Below are 18,604 nucleotides of genomic sequence, written 5' to 3'. Positions count from 1 at the left end.
AGGTCAGCGGGATCGGCGGGGGTGAAACACCCAGCCCCGCAATAGAACGAAACGAACAGCGGTGGCAATCAGATTGGCCGCCACCAGCACCGTGAGTTCGAGCCAGCGCTGGGGTTGGTCGACGAAGCCGTGCAGACCCGCCAGTGTGCCACTGGTGATCGCCAGGGCGATGCCGAAGACGATCAGGCCCTCGAAGTGGTGGCGTGCGGCGTTGCCACCGACGCCGAAGGTGAACCGCCGGTTGGCGGCCGTGTTGCCCACCGCGGTGACGAGCAGGGCCACCAGGTTCGCGGCCTGGGCTCCGATCGAGCCGTGCAGGGCGAGGAACAGCAGCAGATAGGCGACCGTGGACGCGATGCCGACGACACCGAACCGGACCACCTGCCGCAGCAGCGCGCGTGGGGCGGCCCGGGACGGACCCAACTGTGCGGCAATGGCATTGACCGGTATGGATCCGTTGGCGAATCCTCGCAGCAACCGCCCCACCCCCTTTAGATCGGCGACGGCGGTGCTGACGATGTCCACGCGGCTGTCGGGATCGTCGACCCAGTCGACCGGCACCTCGTGGATGCGCAGTCCACTGCGCTCGGCGAGCACCAGGAGTTCGGTGTCGAAGAACCACCCGGTGTCGGACACGTGCGGCAGCAGTCGGCGTGCGACGTCGGCGCGGATGGCTTTGAAGCCGCACTGGGCATCGGAGAAGCGGGCCGCCAGCGTCGAGCGCAGGATCAGGTTGTAGCAGCGCGAGATGATCTCGCGCTTGGCGCCGCGGACCACCCTCGAACCGCGGCCCAGCCGTGTTCCGATGGCGAGGTCGGAGTGGCCGGATATCAGTGGTGCGACAAGTGGCGCAAGCGCCGCGAGATCGGTGGACAGGTCAACGTCCATGTAGGCCAGCACCGCCGCGTCCGACTGCGACCACACCTCGTGCAGTGCCCGGCCGCGACCCTTCTGCTCGATGCGTACCACCCGGACATCGGTGAGTTGCTCGGCGAGTTCGGCTGCGATGCGCGGTGTTTCGTCGGTGCTGGCGTTGTCGGCGATGGTGATGCGCACCGTGTACGGAAAGGTGTCGGTCAGGTTGCGGTGCAGCCGGCGCACGGAGTCGGCGAGCGCGACCTGCTCGTTGTAGACCGGGATGACGACGTCGAGCACGGGCACGCCGTTCGCGGTGGCTTGCAGTGCCGCGTTGGGCCGAAGCCCGAAGCTTGGCAACTGATCGAGGTCGTCTGCGAGGTCGATGTCCGTCATGACCTCATCGTCGAACTCCGCGTTGTGGAGGCGGTGGGACCAAGCTATGCGTCGGCTATGAGTCACGGCGCGCGGACCGCCGGAGCCGCGGTGAGGTCGTAGACGACGACCCCGTCGAGGGTCATTGGGGCGTAGTGGGTCTGCACCCACTTCGCGATATCGGCGGCCTCGCGACTGCCGGTGGCAGTGTGGCCGCCGAAGGTGCCCATCATCGCGCTGCGCACGAAGTAGTGGACGTCTCCCTCGCTGATGTAGCGCTGGAACTCCGCCAGCGTCGGCGCGGGGTCAGTGCCGTTGAAGCCGCCCACCGCCATCACGGGTGCGCCGGCGGCCAGCTGATAGCCGGCCGCATTGTTCGACCCCACCACGGCCGCCGTCCAGCGGTACTGGTCGGCGTCGGCGGCCAGCAGTGCTGTCAGCCCGACACCCGGGGTGGGTGAGGCGAGCAGTCCGCCGCCCTTGCCGCCACCGGGTCCACCGAGCCCACCAGGTCCGCCGATCCCGCGGGGGCCACCGGGGCCGCCAAAATGACCAGAGCCACCGAAGTGACCGAAGCTGCGGGCCGGTCCGACCGAAGGTATCGCGCCGGTATGCGGGGTCGCGGCCGTCACCACCGCGTACGCAGCCGGTCCCGCCAGGCACACGAGCACAGCAAGCGCACCCACCGCCGTCGCGGCTCGGCGCGGTAGCCGACCGATCACCAGCAGCAGGACCGCCGCGAGAACTCCCCCGGCGGCGATGACCCCACGCAACCACGGCAGCCAGTCGTCGTGGCGCGCGAGCAGGACCGCCGCCAGAATGGCGGTGCCCGCGACCGTCGCCGCCATGACCATAGCGGCCCGGACGTCGGATCGGTTGCGCCACAGCATCGTTGCGCCGATCCCAAGCACCGCGCCGATCGCCGGTGCGAGTGCGACGGTGTAGTAGTCGTGCACGATCCCGTTGGCGAAACTGAACACCAGGGCCGTGACCACCAGCCAGCCACCCCACAGCAGCAGGCCTGCGCGTGCCGGGTTGGTGCGGGGTTCACGCCTGGTCAGGAGCAGTCCCGCGACCAGGCACACCAACGCCGCCGGCAGCAGCCAGGCGATGTAGGCGCCCATACCGCTGCCGAACAGGCGGTCCCAGCCGACGTCGAAGTTGAGATTGCCCAGGCCACCGGTCTCGTTACCGGTGATGCGCCCGAAACCGTTGTAGCCCAGTGCGAGTTCGAGAATGCTGTTCTGCTGTGAGCCGCCGATATAGGGCCGCGACGACGCCGGCCAGAGTTCGACGAGCAGCAGATACCAGCCCCCCGACACCACCAGTGCGGCCGTCGCGGCAGCCAGCCGTCTCAGTCGGACACGCAACGGCGCGAAGGCGGCGATCAGATAGGCCGCGGCGAACGCCGGCAACACGAGGAAGGCCTGCAGCATCTTGGCCAGGAACCCGAAACCCACCGCAACACCCGCGCCGACCATCCACCAGCGGCTGGCGTCGGGCTCACACGCGCGCTGCACGCAGTACGCGCCGGCGACGAGCAGTAGCACCAGCAGCGCATCGGGGTTGTTGAACCGGAACATCAGCGCCGCAACGGGTGTGAACGCGAACACCACACCCGCCAGCAGTGCCGCATTCGGTCCAGCGGCGTGACGGACCGCGGCGTAGAGCACCGCGACAGCCGCGACGCCCGCCACCGCCTGCGGGGCCAGCACGCTCCACGAGCTCAGCCCGAACAGCCGCACGGAGACGTCCATCAACCAGAGCGCGGCAGGAGCCTTGTCCACGGTGATGGCGTTGCCCGCATCGCTGGAGCCGAACAGCATCGCGGTCCAGTCGGAGCCGCCCGCCTGTGCCGCGGCGGAGTAGAACGCATTCGCCCAGCCGCTGGCCGACAGGTTCCACAGGTAGAGCACGGCGGTGATAGTCAGCAGGAGCCAGAATCCGATGCGGTGCGCGACAACCGAGCGCGACGGGCCGCAGGATCCCTTGTCGCTCGGGAGCATCGGCGCGCGCGGGAGTACGGCAGTCACCCGTTCGAGTGTGCGGCAGGTGGCTAGGCGCCAGATTTGTTCGCGCTGTGGTTGCGCTGTGAACCGTCGGGCAGGTACACCACGAACTCCGTACTGCCCGGCTCACTCGTCACGTCGATGGTGCCGTCGTGTGCCTTCACCACCGCGGCGACGATGGCCAGGCCGAGACCGGTGCTGCCGTCGCGCCGCGACCTCGATGAGTCTCCACGCGCGAACCGCTCGAAGACCTCCGGCCGCAGTGTCGCCGGGATCCCCGGGCCATTGTCGGCGACCCTCAGCACCGCACCGTCGCCGGTGGTGGCCAGTGAGGTCGTCACGGTCGTTCCCGCGGGCGTGTGCGTCCTGGCGTTGGCGAGCAGGTTGCCCAGTACCTGGTGCAGGCGCGCCTCGTCGCCGACCACCACGACGGGCTCCTCGGGAAGGTCTAGCGACCAGGCGTGGTCGGGCCCGGCGATGTGCGCGTCGCTCACGGTGTCCACCACCAGTCGCGACAGGTCGACGGTCTCGCGTTCCAGGGGCCGGCCGGCGTCGAGGCGCGCCAGCAGCAGCATGTCCTCGACCAGCTGTGTCATGCGCTGCGTCTCGGACTCGACGCGGCTCATCGCGTGGGCGACGTCCTCGGGCAGCTGATCGCGCTTGCGTTGCGCGAGTTCGGTGTAGCCGCGGATCGCCGCCAGCGGGGTGCGCAGTTCGTGACTGGCGTCGGCGACGAACTGCCGGATCCTGGTCTCGCTGGCGTGCCGCGCCGACAGTGCGCCGGCGATGCGGTCGAGCATCCGGTTCAACGCCGAGCCGAGCTGCCCCACCTCGGTGTGCGCGCCCGCCGGGTCGACCCGCACGATCGGTGTCGGCAGTCGCACCTCCCCGCGGTCCAGTTCGAGGTCGGCGACCTCGCGTGCCGCGGCGGAAACCCGCGACAGCGGGGCGAGTTGGCGCCGGATGACCAGCATCCCCGCGACGGTCGCGGCGAGCAGGGCGATGGCGGCGACCACACAGAACATGCCGAGCACCCACAGCAGCGTGTCATCGACGACGGCGGTGGGCAGTCCCGTCACGATTGCCTGTCCGCCGCGGTGCGAGTGCAGCCCGATGACCCGGTAGCGACCGAGTCCATCGAGGTCGATGGTCTCCGGTCTGCGGTCGGGTGCCACCGTCGCGAGTTGGGCGGCGGCCGCGGCGCTGATCTCCGCGCGGCTGCCGTCGGCGGTGATCACACCGGCGTCCACCGATCCGTCCGGCGAGATGACCGCGCCGACGGTCCGGGCCGCCTGACCCGGCGCGTTGAGGAATCCGGGGCCGGGACCCGTCTCCGGGTCGAAGCGCTCACGGAACGGGATCGTGGCGTCGGGTCCCACCGGCATGATCACGACCCGCCGGCCGGACGGTCCGGAGTGCGGGGGTTCGCCTTCAGCCCCCGGCGGAAACGGCGCCCCCGGCGGAAACGGAGGGAACGGCGGGAATGGGAGCGGCGGCATGTCGTAGATCGCGGCCGAGCGACGGCCGGCCTCCAGCAGCTGCTCGTCGAGTTGATGCATCAGAAAGCGCTGCAACGCGAACTCGGTCGCGATACCGATGGCCGCACAGACCGTCGCCAACAGCACGACCTGGGTGACCAACAGCCGCACGCGCAACGACCAGGTACGCGGCGAGAGAAACCGGGTTCGCGATCCCTCGCCGGCCCGGTCGCCGCGGTCAGCGAGCGGGCTTGAGGACATACCCGGCGCCCCGCAGGGTGTGAATCATCGGCTCGCGGCCGCTGTCGATCTTCTTGCGGAGATAGCTCACGTACAGCTCGACGATGTTGGACCTGCCACCGAAGTCATAGCTCCACACCCGATCCAGGATCTGGGCCTTGCTCAACACCCGCTTGGCGTTACGCATCATGAACCGAAGCAGCTCGAACTCGGTCGCGGTCAACGTGATCGGCTCACCGCCTCGCGTCACCTCGTGGCTGTCCTCGTCGAGGACCAGATCGCCGACGACGAGTTGGGCGTCGCTTGACTCGTTGGCGACCCCGGTGCGTCGCAGCAGCGCACGCAGTCGCAGCACGACCTCCTCGAGACTGAACGGCTTGGTCACGTAGTCGTCACCACCGGCGGTCAACCCGGCGATGCGGTCCTCCACCGAGTCCTTGGCGGTCAGCAGCAGTAGCGGGAGGCCGGGGATCTGCTGACGCAGTTCGCGGAGCACGTCCAGACCACTCATATCGGGCAGCATCACGTCGAGCACCACGACATCGGGCGGATTCTCCCGGGCTAGCGCGATGGCGCTAGCACCGTCACCCGCCGTCGCGATCTCCCAACCCTCGTAGCGCAATGCCATCGAGACCAGTTCGGCGAGCACCGGCTCGTCATCGACCACCAGGACGTTGATGGGACTTCCGTCGGCCCGGCGCATGACGACGCGTGCGGGGTCATTCTCGCTGCCGGCGCCGTTGGTCATGGTTTCTCATTCTTCGCCCAGGCCATGGGCCCAACCTGTGCCGAGTCTATGTGTGGGCTGTGAAACCCGTACCGGAAGACGCGATCGATCACCAGGGCTAGCTGGCCGCCTCCGACTGTCCAGGCGGCAGCGGGGCAGGACCCACGATCTCGGGCGCGACCGAAGACGTCGTCGGCGTGGTCGCCGGCACCGTCTGATCGATGGTCGTCTCACCAGTCGTTATCTCAGTCGGCGTCACCGGCCCCGGGGGCGCGGGCTCGGGTTCGGCCACGCTGGTCGCAATGGTCAGTCCACCCATCGCGAGCAGTGCCCCGGCACCCGCCGTGGCCGTCATGAGCTTCATCTTCGTGGTCTTCACCTGCGATCACTCCACTTCGGTCTCATCGACTGCGTTCATGGGGATCCGTGTCGAACCCCACCACGCCTCGGGTAGCCGATGTTGAGATCGGTAAACACCCGGTCTAGAGACCGATGACGCCCGATGGAGGGCGAATCGGCGTGATTCGGTGTTATTTGGCGGCCTGCTGCTCCGAGGGCAGCGGAGCCGGACCCTTGATCCCCGGTACGGCCTGCGCCACCGCCGGAACCGTCGGCGGCGTGGTCTCGGTACTGGTCGCACCCGTGCTCATCGTGGTGCCCTTGGCCAGGCCATAGGTGTCATGCTGCGCCAGGATCGTGGTGTTGAGTGCGCCCATCGTCAGCACAGCGCTGCCGCCGATGAGCGCGGCGAACAATTTCACGGTTCTATGGCTGGTCATCTCGATACCTCCGTCTCTCGTGATGCAGCGTCGTGACCTCGAGTGAACGCGCCCAGCCTGTGACACAGCTGTCCGCATGCTGCAAACAATCCCCATATCCGAGCGCGTCAGCAGGTCCCAGCGCCGCGCCAAAGCGGCCGTTGCAGACCGTCGGGTCCTCGATCTCCTACCCTGTGCCCATGCGGCTACCTGTGAGCGCGACGTGACGCGGTTCCTGGCTCGTCGCTTCCTCAACTACGTGGTGCTGCTGGCGCTGGCGTCGTTTCTGACATTCAGCCTCGCCTCGCTGACATTTGAACCACTCGACAATCTGTTGCAGCGCAACCCCCGGCCCCCGCAGGCCGTGATCGATGCCAAGTCCGCCGAACTCGATCTCGACAAGCCGATACCCCTGCGGTACGCGAACTGGGCGTCGGGCGCGGTGCGCGGCGACTTCGGCACCACCGTCGCGGGCCAGCCGGTGGCCGACGAACTGTGGCGGCGCATCGGCGTGAGCCTGCGGCTGGTGTTCATCGGCTCGGTGCTGGGCACGCTTATCGGCGTGGTCGTCGGTGCATGGGGTGCTGTGCGCCAGTACCGGATATCCGACCGCGTCATCACCGCGCTGTCACTGCTGTTGATCAGCGCGCCGACGTTCGTCGTCGCCAACCTGTTGATCCTCGGCGCGCTGCGGGTCAACTCGATACTGGGATTCAACGTCTTCGAGTACACCGGCGAGACGTCGACAAACCTGACCGGCGGTGTGGGCGCACAACTGGTGGACCGCCTACAACACCTGGTGCTGCCCACGTTCACGCTGGCACTGTTCTCGATCGCGGGATTCAGCCGCTACCAGCGCAACGCGATGCTCGATGTCCTGGGCCAGGACTTCATCCGCACGGCCCGCGCCAAGGGGCTGACGCGCCGCCAGGCGTTGTTCAAACACGGCCTGCGCACCGCGCTGATCCCCATGGCGACGTTATTCGCCTACGGCATCGGCGGTCTGGTCACCGGCGCGGTGTTCGTCGAGAAGATCTTCGCCTGGCACGGCATGGGCGAGTGGATAGTTCAGGGCATCGCCACCCAGGACATCAACATCGTTGCCGCCATCACCATCTTCACCGGCGCCACCGTGTTGCTTGCCGGGTTGTTATCCGATGTCATCTACGCCGCGCTCGACCCGAGGGTGAGGGTGACATGACCGAACCGGTGACCAGCGAGTCGTCGTCGACCGCACAGTCCGGGGTCGACGCAGCCACGTTCGCGTCGCGTCGAACGCTGACGCTGCGACGGTTCCGGCGCAACAAGCTCGCGGTGGGGGCACTGGTCGTGCTGGTGGCGCTGTTCGTCGGCTGCTACGCGTTACCACCGCTGCTGCCATGGAACTACACCGATCTCGACTACTACTCGTTGCAGCAGCCACCGAGCACCAGCCACTGGTTCGGCACCAACTCACTCGGTCAGGACCTGCTGGCGCAGACGCTGCGGGGTATGCAGAAGTCGCTGCTGATCGGCATCTGCGTGGCGTTCATCTCGACACTCATCGCCGCGACCGTCGGCGCGGTCGCCGGGTACTTTGGCGGTGTTCGCGACCGGGCGCTGATGTGGCTGGTGGACCTGCTGCTGGTCATTCCGAGTTTCATCCTCATCGCGATCGTCACACCGCGAACTCGAGAGTCCGGCACCATCATCTGGCTCATCCTGCTGCTGGCCGGGTTCAGCTGGATGATCAGCTCCCGCATCGTGCGTGGTCTGACGATGAGCCTTCGTGAACGCGAGTTCATCACGGCCGCAAGGTACATGGGCGTCCCCAACCGGCGCATCATCGTGCGCCACGTGCTGCCCAACGTCGCGTCGATCCTCATCATCGACACGGCGCTCAACGTCGGCGTGGCGATCCTGGCCGAGACCGGGCTCAGCTTCCTGGGCTTCGGCATTCAGCCGCCCGACGTATCGCTGGGCACCCTGATCGCCGCGGGCACACCGTCAGTGACCACGTTCCCGTGGGTGTTCCTGTTCCCGGCGGGCGTGCTGGTGCTGATCGTGCTGTGCGCCAACGTCATCGGTGACGGTCTGCGCGATGCCATCGATCCGAGCGCCACACCGCCCCTGAGTGCCCGCGCCAAGCGCAGGCGGCGCGAGCGGAGCGCACGGTGAGCGACCTTCTGCGGGTCACCGACCTGACCGTCACCTTCCCCACCGATGCCGAGGACGTGTCCGCGGTGCGCGGTATGTCCTTCGACGTGGGGCCCCGCGAGGTGGTGGCGCTGGTCGGTGAGTCCGGCGCGGGCAAGTCCGCGACGGCGATGGCCGTGGTGGGCCTGTTGCCCGAGTTCGCCGAGGTGACCGGTTCGGTGCGGCTCCACGGTGACGAACTGATCGGCCTCGACGATCGACGGATGTCACGCGTCCGCGGTCGCGTCATCGGCACGGTGTTCCAGGACCCGATGTCAGCGCTCACACCGGTGTACACCGTCGGCGATCAGATCGCCGAGGCGCTGCGGGTGCACCAGCGCGATATCGGCAGGCGCGCGGCGGCGACCCGCGCCGTTGAACTTCTCGAACTGGTCGGCATCGCACAACCGCAGCAGCGGGCCCGCGCGTTTCCGCACGAACTGTCCGGCGGCGAGCGGCAACGCGTGGTGATCGCCATCGCGATCGCCAACGACCCAGACCTGATCATCTGCGACGAGCCGACGACGGCGCTGGACGTCACCGTCCAAGCGCAGATCCTCGACGTGCTGCGCACAGCGCGCGACGTCACCGGCGCAGGCGTCCTGATCATCACCCACGACCTCGGAGTGGTCTCCGAGTTCGCCGACCGCGCTCTGGTGATGTACGCCGGGCGGACCGTCGAGACCGCGCCGGTCACCGATCTAGTGCGCAGCAGGGTGATGCCCTACACCGTCGGCCTACTGGGCTCGGTGCCACGTCTTGACTCTCCGCAGGGTGCGCGGCTGGTGCCCATTCCCGGCGTCCCGCCGTCGATGGCCGCATTGCCTGCGGGATGCCCGTTCGCACCCCGCTGCCCGCTGGCGATCGACGACTGCCGCTCGGCGGAACCAGAGTTGGTGCCGGCCGGCCTCGACCACCTCGCGGCCTGCATACGCATCGACGACGTCACCGGCCGATCTGCGGCCGACGTGTACGGCGTGTCGACCACGCCGCCCGACAGCGCGGCCGACCCGGACGCCCCGGTGGTGCTGCGCGTCGAGAACCTCGTCAAGACCTACGAGCTGACCAAGGGTGTGGTGTTCCGGCGCCGGACCGGCGAGGTTCGCGCCGTCGACGACATCAGCTTCGAACTGCGGCAGGGCCAAACCCTGGGCATCGTCGGCGAATCCGGATCGGGCAAGTCGACGACACTGCACCAGATCCTGGAACTCACACCGCCGCAGGGCGGTTCGATCGAGGTGCTGGGCCACGACGTCGCAGGCCTGGACCGCCGCAGCCGCCGGGCGTTGCGCGGCGATCTGCAGGTGGTGTTCCAGGATCCCGTCGCCTCCCTCGACCCGCGACTGCCGGTGTTCGACGTGCTGGCGGAGCCGTTGACCGCCAACGGCTTCGACAAGCGGCAGGTAGCCGAGCGCGTTGCCGAACTGCTCGGTGTCGTCGGCATGCGGCGCGAGGACGCCGCGAGGTATCCCGCGGAGTTCTCCGGTGGACAGAAGCAGCGCATCGGCATCGCGCGCGCACTGGCAACCCAGCCCAAGATCCTCGCGCTCGACGAACCCGTGTCGGCGCTGGACGTGTCGATTCAGGCGGGCATCATCAACCTGCTGCTGGACCTGCAGGAGCGATTCGCCCTGTCCTACCTTTTCGTGTCGCATGATCTGTCGGTGGTCAAGCACCTCGCCGACCGGGTGGCGGTGATGCTGAAGGGATCGATCGTCGAGTCCGGTGACGCCGCCGAGGTGTTCTCCCGGCCCCAGCACGAGTACACCCGCCGCCTGTTGGCCGCGGTGCCCACGTTCTAGAACTGATCCCCGCCGGGTGTCGACGGCGCAGGTCACGGGAGCTTGCGCCGTGAACCGATGACACTTGGCTAGAGTTTGTCCGCATGGAGATCCGCCGCCTCGCCAGCGCCCTTTTCGTGGTCGGGCTCACGCTCACCGCCTGTTCGGGAGGCGACCAGCCGCCACCGTCGGCGGGCGGTGAGGCGCAGATCGGTTCCACCAGCGATATGAATCCGCAGGATCCCGCGACACTGCAGGAGGGCGGCGCGCTGCGCCTGGCGCTGTCGGGGTACCCGGAGAACTTCAACACGCTGCACATCGACGGCAACGTGGCCGATTCGGCGGCGATGCTCAAGGCCACGATGCCGCGCGCCTTCCGCATCGCCCCCGACGGCACCGCGACGGTGAACGAGGACTACTTCACCGACATCGAGCTGACCAAGACCGATCCCCAGGTCGTGACGTACACGATCAACCCCAAGGCCGTGTGGAGTGATGACACCCCCATCACGTGGGAGGACATCAAGTCCCAGATCGACGCCACCAACGGCCGTAACGACCAGTTCGCGATCGCCAGCCCCAACGGCAGCGAGCGCGTCGGCTCGGTGACCCGCGGTGTCGACGACCGCCAGGCCGTCATCACGTTCGCCAAGCCCTACGCCGAGTGGAAGGGCATGTTCGCCGGCAACGGCATGCTGCTGCCCAAGAGCATGACGGCAACCCCCGAGGCGTTCAACAAGGGTCAGCTCACCGCACCGGGGCCGTCCGCCGGCCCGTTCATCATCACCAACATCGACCGCACGGCGCAGCGAATCACGTTGACGCGCAACCCCAAGTGGTGGGGTGCGGCACCGCGCCTGGACAGCATCACCTACTCGGTCCTCGATGACGCCGCCCGCATTCCCGCGCTGCAGAACAATGCGCTCGACGCCAGCGGTCTGGCCAGTCTGGACGAGATGGAGATCGCGCGTCGCACGCCAGGTATCACGATCAGGCGGGCCCCGGGTCTGGGCTGGTATCACCTGACGTTCAACGGCGCCGACGGGTCGATTCTCGCCGACAAGGCGCTGCGCCTGGCGATCTCGAAGGGTATCGACCGCCAGACCATCGCCAACGTCACGCAGCGCGGCCTGGCCGACAACCCGGCACCGCTCAACAACCACATCTTCGTCGCGGGCCAGGAGGGCTACCAGGACAACAGCGCCGTCGTCGCGTTCGATCCCGAGGCGGCCAAGCGCGAACTCGACGCGCTGGGGTGGACGATGAACGGCCAGTTCCGCCAGAAGGACGGCAGGCAGCTCGTCATCCGCAACGTCTTCTACGACGCGTCGACCACCCGGCAGGTCGCGCAGATCGCCCAGAACAACCTGGCCCAGATCGGCGTCAAGCTCGACCTGCAGGCCAAGGGCGGCAACGGGTTCTTCAGCCAGTACATCACCGTCGGCAACTTCGACGTCGCCCAGTTCAGTTGGGTCGCCGATGCGTTCCCGCTGTCTGGCTTGAATCAGATCTACCTGTCCACCGGGGAGAGCAACTTCGGCAAGATCGGCAGCCCGGAGATCGACGCCAAGATCGAGGCGACCCTCAAGGAACTGGACCCGGCCAAGTCGCGCGCCCTGGCCAACGAGCTGGATCAGTTGATCTGGGCAGAGGGCTTCAGCCTTCCGCTCACGCAGTCACCCGGAAACGTCGCCGTGCGAAGTGATCTCGCGAACTTCGGGGCAGCCGGCCTCTCCGACGTTAACTACACCGCGATCGGGTTCATGAAGAAGTAAGTCCTCAGGTCGTGACGTGGCGAACCGCGCGCGGCAGCACCGCGGGTATCGCCGACTCGGCGACGGCGGCCGCGCCGATACCCCACACCAGCAGCCTGAACGGCAACGGACTGGGCGCGGCGTCCAGTTCCGCTGCCCGACCGGGGAGTTCGTGCATCGTTCCGGCGTAGACCGCCTTGACGATCTCGAGCGCGGGCCGCTCCCTGGTGTCGATCACACTGTGCCCTGCCGTCGGGAGTTCCACCAGGACTGAGTCGGGGATGAGGTCCGCGATACGCCGTGCCACGGTGAGCGGTGTGGTGAGGTCACGCCCCCCGGCGATGATCACCGTCGGCCAGGTGAAGCCGGGCATCGCGGCGATCAGGTCGAACGGTTCCGCCACGAAGTCGACCTCACCCGTGGCGAGTTCGCGCAACGCGACGGCCGGATCCAGTGGCCCGCCGTCGGGTTCGGCTCCGTAGTTCAGCTCGCGGTAGCCGATCCGGCCGACCAGGTCCGGCTCGTGGTGGTAAGGCGTCTTGCGCTCCAGGAGGAACTGAGTGCCCAGACCGACTGCGCCCCAGAGCCAGTCGTGCCCGTCCAGAAGCAAGTCCAGCTGGCGACGCAGCACCGAGAGCCCGACGTAGCCGTACAGTCCCGCGACGAGGTGCGTGGCGACCGGGCTGAGCATCCCGTCCTCGACCAGGCGGCGCACCCGGCTCGCCAGGTCCGATGTCTCGGGGTCATCGCCATCCCACAACACACGGCGGGTCGCGGCTCGGACCTCATCGATATCGTCGGCGGACAGCAGCGGAGAGTCGAGCACCATCGCGTGCACCCGGGCGGGATGCCGCGCGCCGAGGCCTGCCGCGAGGTAGGTGCCGTATGACGTGCCGTAGACCACGGCCGAGACGACCCCGGCGTCGTCGAGGACGGCGGCGAGGTCGGCGACCACCGCCTCGATGGTCAGCGCCTCGGGCGGCAGATCGGCGCCGGTGTCGTCGTGGCGCGACATCCCCACCCCGCGGTGCTCGACCATGATGACGTCGAGTCCGGCGTTGGCGAAACGGCGGCGCATGGCGCGGTAGAGGGCGATCGATGCCGCGCCGGGACCGCCGGGGATGATGAGCAGCGGGTGGGCGGACTTGCGTCCCGTCCGGGCGTAGAAGAGGTCGAACTCCCTGCCATCGCCGATGGGCCTGCGAACCGACCGCACGCCGGGCAGCGCGGCGAGCTTGTCGTGCACTCGCCTGCGCCTGGCGTTCATGGTCATCAACCCCATTGTGCACCGTCGGTCCAGCCCCGCGTGCTCCACTCAGCGACTTGGGCGCAGGACCGCGCTTCGGTTCCCAGTGATTCAAAGCGGTGTCCACCGGTCGGGTCGTCAGTAAAACGGTGACCATGACAGGAGTGGAGAGCATCACCCGCACCGTGCCCGGTTCACCCGAGTGGACGGCACTGTTGGCCCGCATCGGAGCCGGCGCCAAGGACCGAGACCTCAACGACGAGAATCCTTTTGATCAGGTCGCGGCACTCAAACGCGCCGGATTCGGCACGCTTCGCCTGCCGCCGGAACAGGGTGGTGCGGGATTCTCAGTCCCGCAACTGTTCTCGGCGGTGATCGACGTGGCCCGTGCTGATCCGATTGTCGCCCACATCTTCCGTACTCACTTCTGGTTCGTCGAGGAGCGGCTGCGCGCGTCCTCGTCCGACGCCAGCTCAGCCCGCTGGTTGCACAAGGTGGCCGATGGCAGGATCTTCGGTAACGCGTTCAGCGAGCGGGGTTCTCACGCTGTCGGCAGCCTGGTGTTCAACACCCGACTGCTGCCCGACGGCTCCGGCGGCTACCGACTCGACGGCGAGAAGTTCTACAGCACCGGCACCCTGTTCTCCGACTACCTCACCGTGACAGCGACCACCGACCACGACTCGGTTGCCACCGTCGTGGTGCCCGCCGGACGAGCCGGGGTGCGCCTGATCGACGACTGGGACGGTTTCGGGCAACGCCGCACCGGCACCGGGACCACCACATTCGCCGGTGTCGCGGTCGCCGCCGACGAAGTGCTCACCGACTCCCCGTATGACGCCGAGCCCGAGCCCACCGTGCAGTACGCGTCGCTGCAGTTGTTCATCCATGCCGTGGTGGCGGGGATTCTGGCCAGTGTCGTGGACGACGGCGTCACGCTGCTGCGGTCACGCGACCGCAGTTTCAGTCACGCGTCCGCCGAACGGCCCACCGAGGATCCGCTGCTGCAACGCCAGCTCGGGGAACTCGCCAGCACCGCGTCGATCGCACGGGCCGCGGTGCTCGACGCTGCGGATGCGCTCGCGGCCGCGACCGCATCGGAGACCGACGGTGTTCCCGACGCCGACCTCGCCGCCGAGGCCCAGCTTCGGGCCGCCAAGGTCAAGGTGCACCTCGACGACGTGGCACCCGAGGCCGCCACCCGCCTGCTGGAACTGGGCGGTGCGAGCGCGGCCAGCAGACAGCGCAACCTCGACCGCCACTGGCGCAACATCCGGACCCTAACGCTGCACAACCCGGTGTCCTACAAGGCGCGGGTGATCGGCCAGAACCTGTTGCACGGCACGCCCGTACCCGCCAACGCCTACTTCTGATCGCGTCGCGTCAGGCGATCAGTTCGATGCGGTGGGCGTCGACGACTCCCGCGTAGCGTTCGGGACTGCAGGTCAGGACGATGACCTGATTGTCGCCACCGACCGCGTCGAACACCTCCCCCATACTCGCCAGCCGGTGCGGGTCGGTGAAACCGAGCGCATCGTCGATGACGACGGGCACGCCGTCCTCCTTGGCGACCAGCGCGGCGCTCGCCAACCGTGCGACGATGCCGAGCTGTTCCTTCGCACCGCCCGACAGGGACTCGTACGGCACGGTGCAGCCGCGCAGGGTTCGGCTGCAGATGCGCAGTTCGGCGTCGATCTCGACCTCGAAGTCCGGCCCGAACACGATTCGGCCCAGCCGCTCAACCTCGACGCGGAACGGTTCGACGTAGCGCTGCCGGGCGTCGTCGCGGTGTCGGACCATCACCTGACGCAGCAGGGCAACCGCATTCGAGCGGCGCTGCAGACGGGCCCAGTCCGCCTCGGCTCGGCCGCACTCGATCTGGGCGGCGTCCAGCCGCCCGCTGCGACCCTCGGTGCCGTACACACCGAGCTGCGCGGTGGTGCTCACCAGCGCATGCTCCAGGTCGTCCTGGCGCCGGCCCAGCTCCGCGGCCCACCGCTGGGCTTCGTCGAGTTCGGCGGCCACAGCGACGGGCTCAATGCTGGCGAGTTCGGCCTCCAGTGCGTTCACCTGCGCCGCGGCATCGCGGACCCGCTCCGCTGCGGCCTCGGTGGTGACGAGCAGGTCATCGTCACCGACCACGGCGCGCAGCTGGGCAAGGCGCTCGGTCGCTGCGGCCACCCTGGCCTGAGCGGACTCCAGACGGCTGCGCGCAACGGTTGTGCCAGTGGTCTTCTCGGCCATGGCCTTTGACGCCGCATCCGCCACGCCGCGTCGCAGGGCACACGCCGCAACCACCTCACCGTGCGCCGCCGATGCCGCGTCGAGGCCGCTTCTGGCCGCGGCAGCGTCATCGGGCAGATCGGCGGGCAGATCAGTGCGCAGCTCGATCAGGCGCTGGCCCAGCATCGCGACGTCGTCCTCGGCGAGCAGGGCCTCTCGGGCGGCCAGTGTCCGGTCCCGAGACGTCGTCAGCTCGCGGCGCCGCTGGTCTAGTTCACGGGCCGCCGCGATATCGGCGACATCGGCATCCGCGAGCACCTGTGCGAGGACTTGGCGCTTGGTGTCGAGTTCCTCGCCGGTGTGCGCGGCCGGCGTACCGGGGATCACGCGGACCGTCAGCACGCCGGGCACCTCCACGGAGGTCGGCGCGGTCGCACTTGTGGTCCACACCGCGTCCGGTCCCACGGCCACAACGGCACCGTCGACACTCACGTCAACCGGTGCGGGCGCCACTACCTCGATGCGGGCGGACGCCGCCTCGGCCGCCGCGGATGCCACGTCGACGGCGGCGGCCGCGGCCTCGATGAGGCGCATCGAGCGCTCCGAGAGCCGAATCTGCCCGAGTTCGCCGTTTACCTCGATTAGGTGCCGGTCGGCGGTGTCGATCTTGGCGATCCGAGCCGCGAGCCGGTCGGCCTCGTCACGCCGAGCGATCTGGTCGACGACGCGCCGCGCGGCGTCGACATCGGCCTGACGCGATTCGACATCGGCCGCCCCGGCCATCGCCTCGGCCGTCGCGGCGGCGTGGACCTCGCGCGCAACCGCCTCGTCCTGGGCCGCCACCTGCACCGCCGACTCCAGTTCACCGATCCCCGCGAGGTCGGCGTCGAGATCGGCCCGGATCCGGCCGCGCTCATCAAGTGCTGCCACGGCCGCACCGTGTGCGGACCGGGCCGCATCCGCGACCACGCGGGCCTGATCCAGGTTGCCGCTGACCTTCTCGACGGCCAGAGCCCTCGCCCGCGCCGCCTCGAGACGGCGGGCCGCCGTGGCACTCTCGAGCGCGACCCCTGCGAGGTCGACGGTGATCGCGGCATGCCGCGCGACCGCGTCGTGAACCTCCGCGACCGCGGCCTCGCACACCGTCACGTCCGCGCGCGCGTCATCGCGGCGCTTGATCGCTGTGGCCCACTCCCCCGTGGGTCGCCCGGTCGCGGTGAAGTACTGCCGGAACTCGACCTCGATGCGGTCGACGAGCAACGGCTCGGCACCCGACAATGCCACCGCCTGGCCACCCGCGGCGTCCAGTGCGCGCGACAGCGCGTCACATCCGGACAGGTCGACCGCCGCAGTCGACGCGGTCTGGAGCACCCGCTGCGCCTGCCAGAGGGCGACGTCGACGGTCTCGGCGAGGATCGCGCGGACGCGTTCGTGTGCCTCGTCACCCGTCCACTGCTCACGGCTGGGTGCGGTGACGGTCAGCTCGGTGACCGGACGCTTGTGGAAACGCTTGAAGTAGGTGAACCGGTAAGGGCCCGTGGATATCTCGGCCGTGACCTCGGCACCCTCGTCGACGTGCGTCGGCTTGACCTGCTTGACTTCCTTCTTGCTCGAGCGATCCTTGGACTCCAGCAGCAGATCGAGCGCCTCGATCATCGAGGTCTTCCCGATCTCGTTGGCACCGCTGATCACGGTGACCCCGCGGTCGGGAAACTCGACCTCGCGGAAGGCGATTCCGCGGTAGTTGCGCAGGACGAGTCGGTGAAGCTTCACGCCGCGCCCCGTTCCACCAGTCGCAGAAGCAGGGCCAGTGCGGCCCGCGCGTCGTCGGCGTCGGCACCGTCCGCCTTGGCGGTGGCAACCAGCTCGTCGACGGCGGCGGCGGCGAATCCACCGATGCCGAGATCGTCGAACTCACCGTCGGCGGGCACCACCGCGATATCGGTCTGCGCGACCCACGTCGTCAGCGCCGCGAATCGACGCGCGTACTTGTCCAGGCACGCGTCCAGGGCCGCCTTGTCGGTGACGGTCAGTGAACCGTTGAGCGCCAATTGCACGACCGTGCGGTCCTTGTCGGTGAGCAGGTCGAGGTTCAGGTCGAGATCGGCGATGTCGCGGCTGGTGTCGACCGTGTAGCGCAGCGTGACGAAGCGCCAGGCACCGACGTGACGCGCATCGACGGTGACGGGCCGCGACGGCGCGGCCTCGTCGATGTCCACCACCAGCACGTGACCCGGGTCGGCCTCGATGTGGTCGTAGTTGGTGACCTCGGGGGCACCGGAGTACCACACCCGACCGGTGCTTCCCACTTCGGTACGGGAGTGCTTGTCACCGAGGGCGACGTAGTGCGCCGCGCCCCTCTCGATCGCCGCCTCGACACCTGCGAGCCGGATCAGACAGGCCTTGTCACGGTCGGGTTCGAAGAGGTCAACGCCGCCGTGGCCCACCAGGATGCGGGTGACACCATCACCGGTCAGCCCGTCAAGCACCTCACCCACCAGGTCAGTGGTCGGGGCCTTGGAACGCCAAGGGGCGGCGACGATCTGGAGTCCGGGCCGCACATCGTACACACCAGTGCGGTCCAGCACCGTCACGTTGGCCGGGCACTCGGACAGGAACAACGCGCTGGTGTAGACCGACCCCGCGTCGAGCGGATCATGATTGCCGGGCAGCAGATAGACCGGAACTCCGATGGCGCGCATGGCCTCCAGCGACCTGCTCACCACACCCGGCGCGACGTGGTTGTCCTCGAAGACGTCGCCCGCGACGACCACGAACTCGGCGCCAACCTCGGCCGCCAGCGGGCCCATCGCGGCGATGACATCACGCCGTGCGGCCGAGTATCGCGGCTGCGCCTCATCGTTGAGGAAGTGCCGGGTCATCCCGAGCTGCCAGTCCGCTGTGTGCAGGAAACGCATCCGATCTTCCTTCCTCTTCGTCGTGTCGTCGTTCATCGGGTGAGGCGAGTGTAAGTCGGTGCTCC

Annotated in this window: 14 protein-coding genes; 5 read left to right on the top strand and 9 right to left on the bottom strand. The window is 68.4% G+C overall.

The features are described 5' to 3' along the window. Window positions 1-3: 3 nt before the first annotated feature. The 6 genes from ACZY0X_RS11565 to ACZY0X_RS11540 form a co-directional block, all read right to left on the bottom strand. Complete coding sequence (locus tag ACZY0X_RS11565; RefSeq protein ID WP_463770404.1) at window positions 4-1,251, bottom strand: bifunctional glycosyltransferase family 2/GtrA family protein; 1,248 nt, start codon at window positions 1,249-1,251, stop codon at window positions 4-6. Between the two features lie 62 nt (window positions 1,252-1,313). Beyond that, a complete protein-coding gene (locus tag ACZY0X_RS11560; RefSeq protein WP_463770646.1) occupies window positions 1,314-3,236 on the bottom strand; it encodes an ArnT family glycosyltransferase in 1,923 nt (640 codons plus the stop codon). A gap of 50 nt (window positions 3,237-3,286) precedes the next feature. Beyond that, window positions 3,287-4,978 carry a sensor histidine kinase gene (locus tag ACZY0X_RS11555; protein ID WP_463770402.1) on the bottom strand — a complete coding sequence of 564 codons (1,692 nt, stop codon included), beginning with the start codon at window positions 4,976-4,978 and terminating at the stop codon, window positions 3,287-3,289. Further along, entirely contained in the window at window positions 4,956-5,660 is a 705-nt protein-coding gene (locus ACZY0X_RS11550; protein WP_241405542.1) for a response regulator transcription factor, read from the bottom strand. Before ACZY0X_RS11550 ends, ACZY0X_RS11555 begins: the two co-directional genes overlap by 23 nt. Before the next feature lie 142 nt (window positions 5,661-5,802). Further along, on the bottom strand, window positions 5,803-6,063 hold the full coding sequence (locus tag ACZY0X_RS11545; RefSeq protein WP_463770400.1) for a hypothetical protein: 261 nt from the start codon (window positions 6,061-6,063) through the stop codon (window positions 5,803-5,805). Window positions 6,064-6,214: 151 nt separating this feature from the next. After that, on the bottom strand, window positions 6,215-6,463 hold the full coding sequence (locus tag ACZY0X_RS11540) for a hypothetical protein (protein WP_463770398.1): 249 nt from the start codon (window positions 6,461-6,463) through the stop codon (window positions 6,215-6,217). Between the two features lie 202 nt (window positions 6,464-6,665). Between ACZY0X_RS11540 and ACZY0X_RS11535 the strand changes: the two genes are divergently transcribed. The 4 genes from ACZY0X_RS11535 (at window position 6,666) to ACZY0X_RS11520 (ending at window position 12,173) form a co-directional block, all read left to right on the top strand. Beyond that, window positions 6,666-7,643: an ABC transporter permease gene (locus ACZY0X_RS11535; protein ID WP_241403915.1), complete on the top strand. Its 978-nt coding sequence runs from the start codon at window positions 6,666-6,668 to the stop codon at window positions 7,641-7,643. Beyond that, a complete protein-coding gene (locus ACZY0X_RS11530; protein ID WP_463770395.1) occupies window positions 7,640-8,599 on the top strand; it encodes an ABC transporter permease in 960 nt (319 codons plus the stop codon). The genes ACZY0X_RS11535 and ACZY0X_RS11530 overlap by 4 nt, the downstream gene beginning before the upstream one ends. Further along, window positions 8,596-10,419: a dipeptide ABC transporter ATP-binding protein gene (locus tag ACZY0X_RS11525; RefSeq protein ID WP_463770393.1), complete on the top strand. Its 1,824-nt coding sequence runs from the start codon at window positions 8,596-8,598 to the stop codon at window positions 10,417-10,419. Before ACZY0X_RS11530 ends, ACZY0X_RS11525 begins: the two co-directional genes overlap by 4 nt. A gap of 83 nt (window positions 10,420-10,502) precedes the next feature. Continuing rightward, window positions 10,503-12,173 carry an ABC transporter family substrate-binding protein gene (locus ACZY0X_RS11520; protein WP_463770391.1) on the top strand — a complete coding sequence of 557 codons (1,671 nt, stop codon included), beginning with the start codon at window positions 10,503-10,505 and terminating at the stop codon, window positions 12,171-12,173. A 4-nt stretch (window positions 12,174-12,177) separates the two neighbouring features. On the opposite strand, the gene ACZY0X_RS11515 is transcribed toward ACZY0X_RS11520, so the two are convergent. Beyond that, window positions 12,178-13,425, bottom strand: coding sequence for an alpha/beta fold hydrolase (locus ACZY0X_RS11515; RefSeq protein WP_463770389.1), 1,248 nt, complete (start codon window positions 13,423-13,425; stop codon window positions 12,178-12,180). 128 nt (window positions 13,426-13,553) lie between these two features. On the opposite strand from ACZY0X_RS11515, the gene ACZY0X_RS11510 reads away from it, so the two are divergent. Next, entirely contained in the window at window positions 13,554-14,771 is a 1,218-nt protein-coding gene (locus ACZY0X_RS11510) for an acyl-CoA dehydrogenase family protein (RefSeq protein WP_463770387.1), read from the top strand. Window positions 14,772-14,781: 10 nt separating this feature from the next. Here ACZY0X_RS11510 and ACZY0X_RS11505 read toward each other — a convergent pair whose 3' ends face one another. Further along, entirely contained in the window at window positions 14,782-17,394 is a 2,613-nt protein-coding gene (locus ACZY0X_RS11505) for an AAA family ATPase (RefSeq protein ID WP_463770385.1), read from the bottom strand. Continuing rightward, the gene (locus ACZY0X_RS11500) at window positions 17,391-18,539 is read right to left on the bottom strand and encodes a metallophosphoesterase family protein (RefSeq protein ID WP_463770383.1); all 1,149 of its coding nucleotides are present in this window, start codon (window positions 18,537-18,539) and stop codon (window positions 17,391-17,393) included. The genes ACZY0X_RS11505 and ACZY0X_RS11500 overlap by 4 nt, the downstream gene beginning before the upstream one ends. Between the last annotated feature and the right edge of the window lie 65 nt (window positions 18,540-18,604).

This window comes from Mycobacterium sp. IDUB_39 (assembly GCF_055419205.1).
Note: the sequence above shows the minus strand (reverse complement) of the source record. Positions and strands in the feature narration are given on the sequence as shown.

Excerpts from the sequence above, each read along its gene's own strand:
- ACZY0X_RS11530 (WP_463770395.1), top strand. The coding sequence starts at position 7,640 with ATGACCGAACCGGTGACCAGCGAGTCGTCGTCGACCGCACAGTCCGGG.
- ACZY0X_RS11550 (WP_241405542.1), bottom strand. The coding sequence starts at position 5,660 with ATGCGCCGGGCCGACGGAAGTCCCATCAACGTCCTGGTGGTCGATGAC.
- ACZY0X_RS11560 (WP_463770646.1), bottom strand. The coding sequence starts at position 3,236 with ATGCTCCCGAGCGACAAGGGATCCTGCGGCCCGTCGCGCTCGGTTGTC.
- ACZY0X_RS11510 (WP_463770387.1), top strand. The coding sequence starts at position 13,554 with ATGACAGGAGTGGAGAGCATCACCCGCACCGTGCCCGGTTCACCCGAG.
- ACZY0X_RS11500 (WP_463770383.1), bottom strand. The coding sequence starts at position 18,539 with ATGCGTTTCCTGCACACAGCGGACTGGCAGCTCGGGATGACCCGGCAC.
- ACZY0X_RS11565 (WP_463770404.1), bottom strand. The coding sequence starts at position 1,251 with ATGACGGACATCGACCTCGCAGACGACCTCGATCAGTTGCCAAGCTTC.
- ACZY0X_RS11515 (WP_463770389.1), bottom strand. The coding sequence starts at position 13,425 with ATGACCATGAACGCCAGGCGCAGGCGAGTGCACGACAAGCTCGCCGCG.
- ACZY0X_RS11555 (WP_463770402.1), bottom strand. The coding sequence starts at position 4,978 with ATGTCCTCAAGCCCGCTCGCTGACCGCGGCGACCGGGCCGGCGAGGGA.
- ACZY0X_RS11520 (WP_463770391.1), top strand. The coding sequence starts at position 10,503 with ATGGAGATCCGCCGCCTCGCCAGCGCCCTTTTCGTGGTCGGGCTCACG.
- ACZY0X_RS11540 (WP_463770398.1), bottom strand. The coding sequence starts at position 6,463 with ATGACCAGCCATAGAACCGTGAAATTGTTCGCCGCGCTCATCGGCGGC.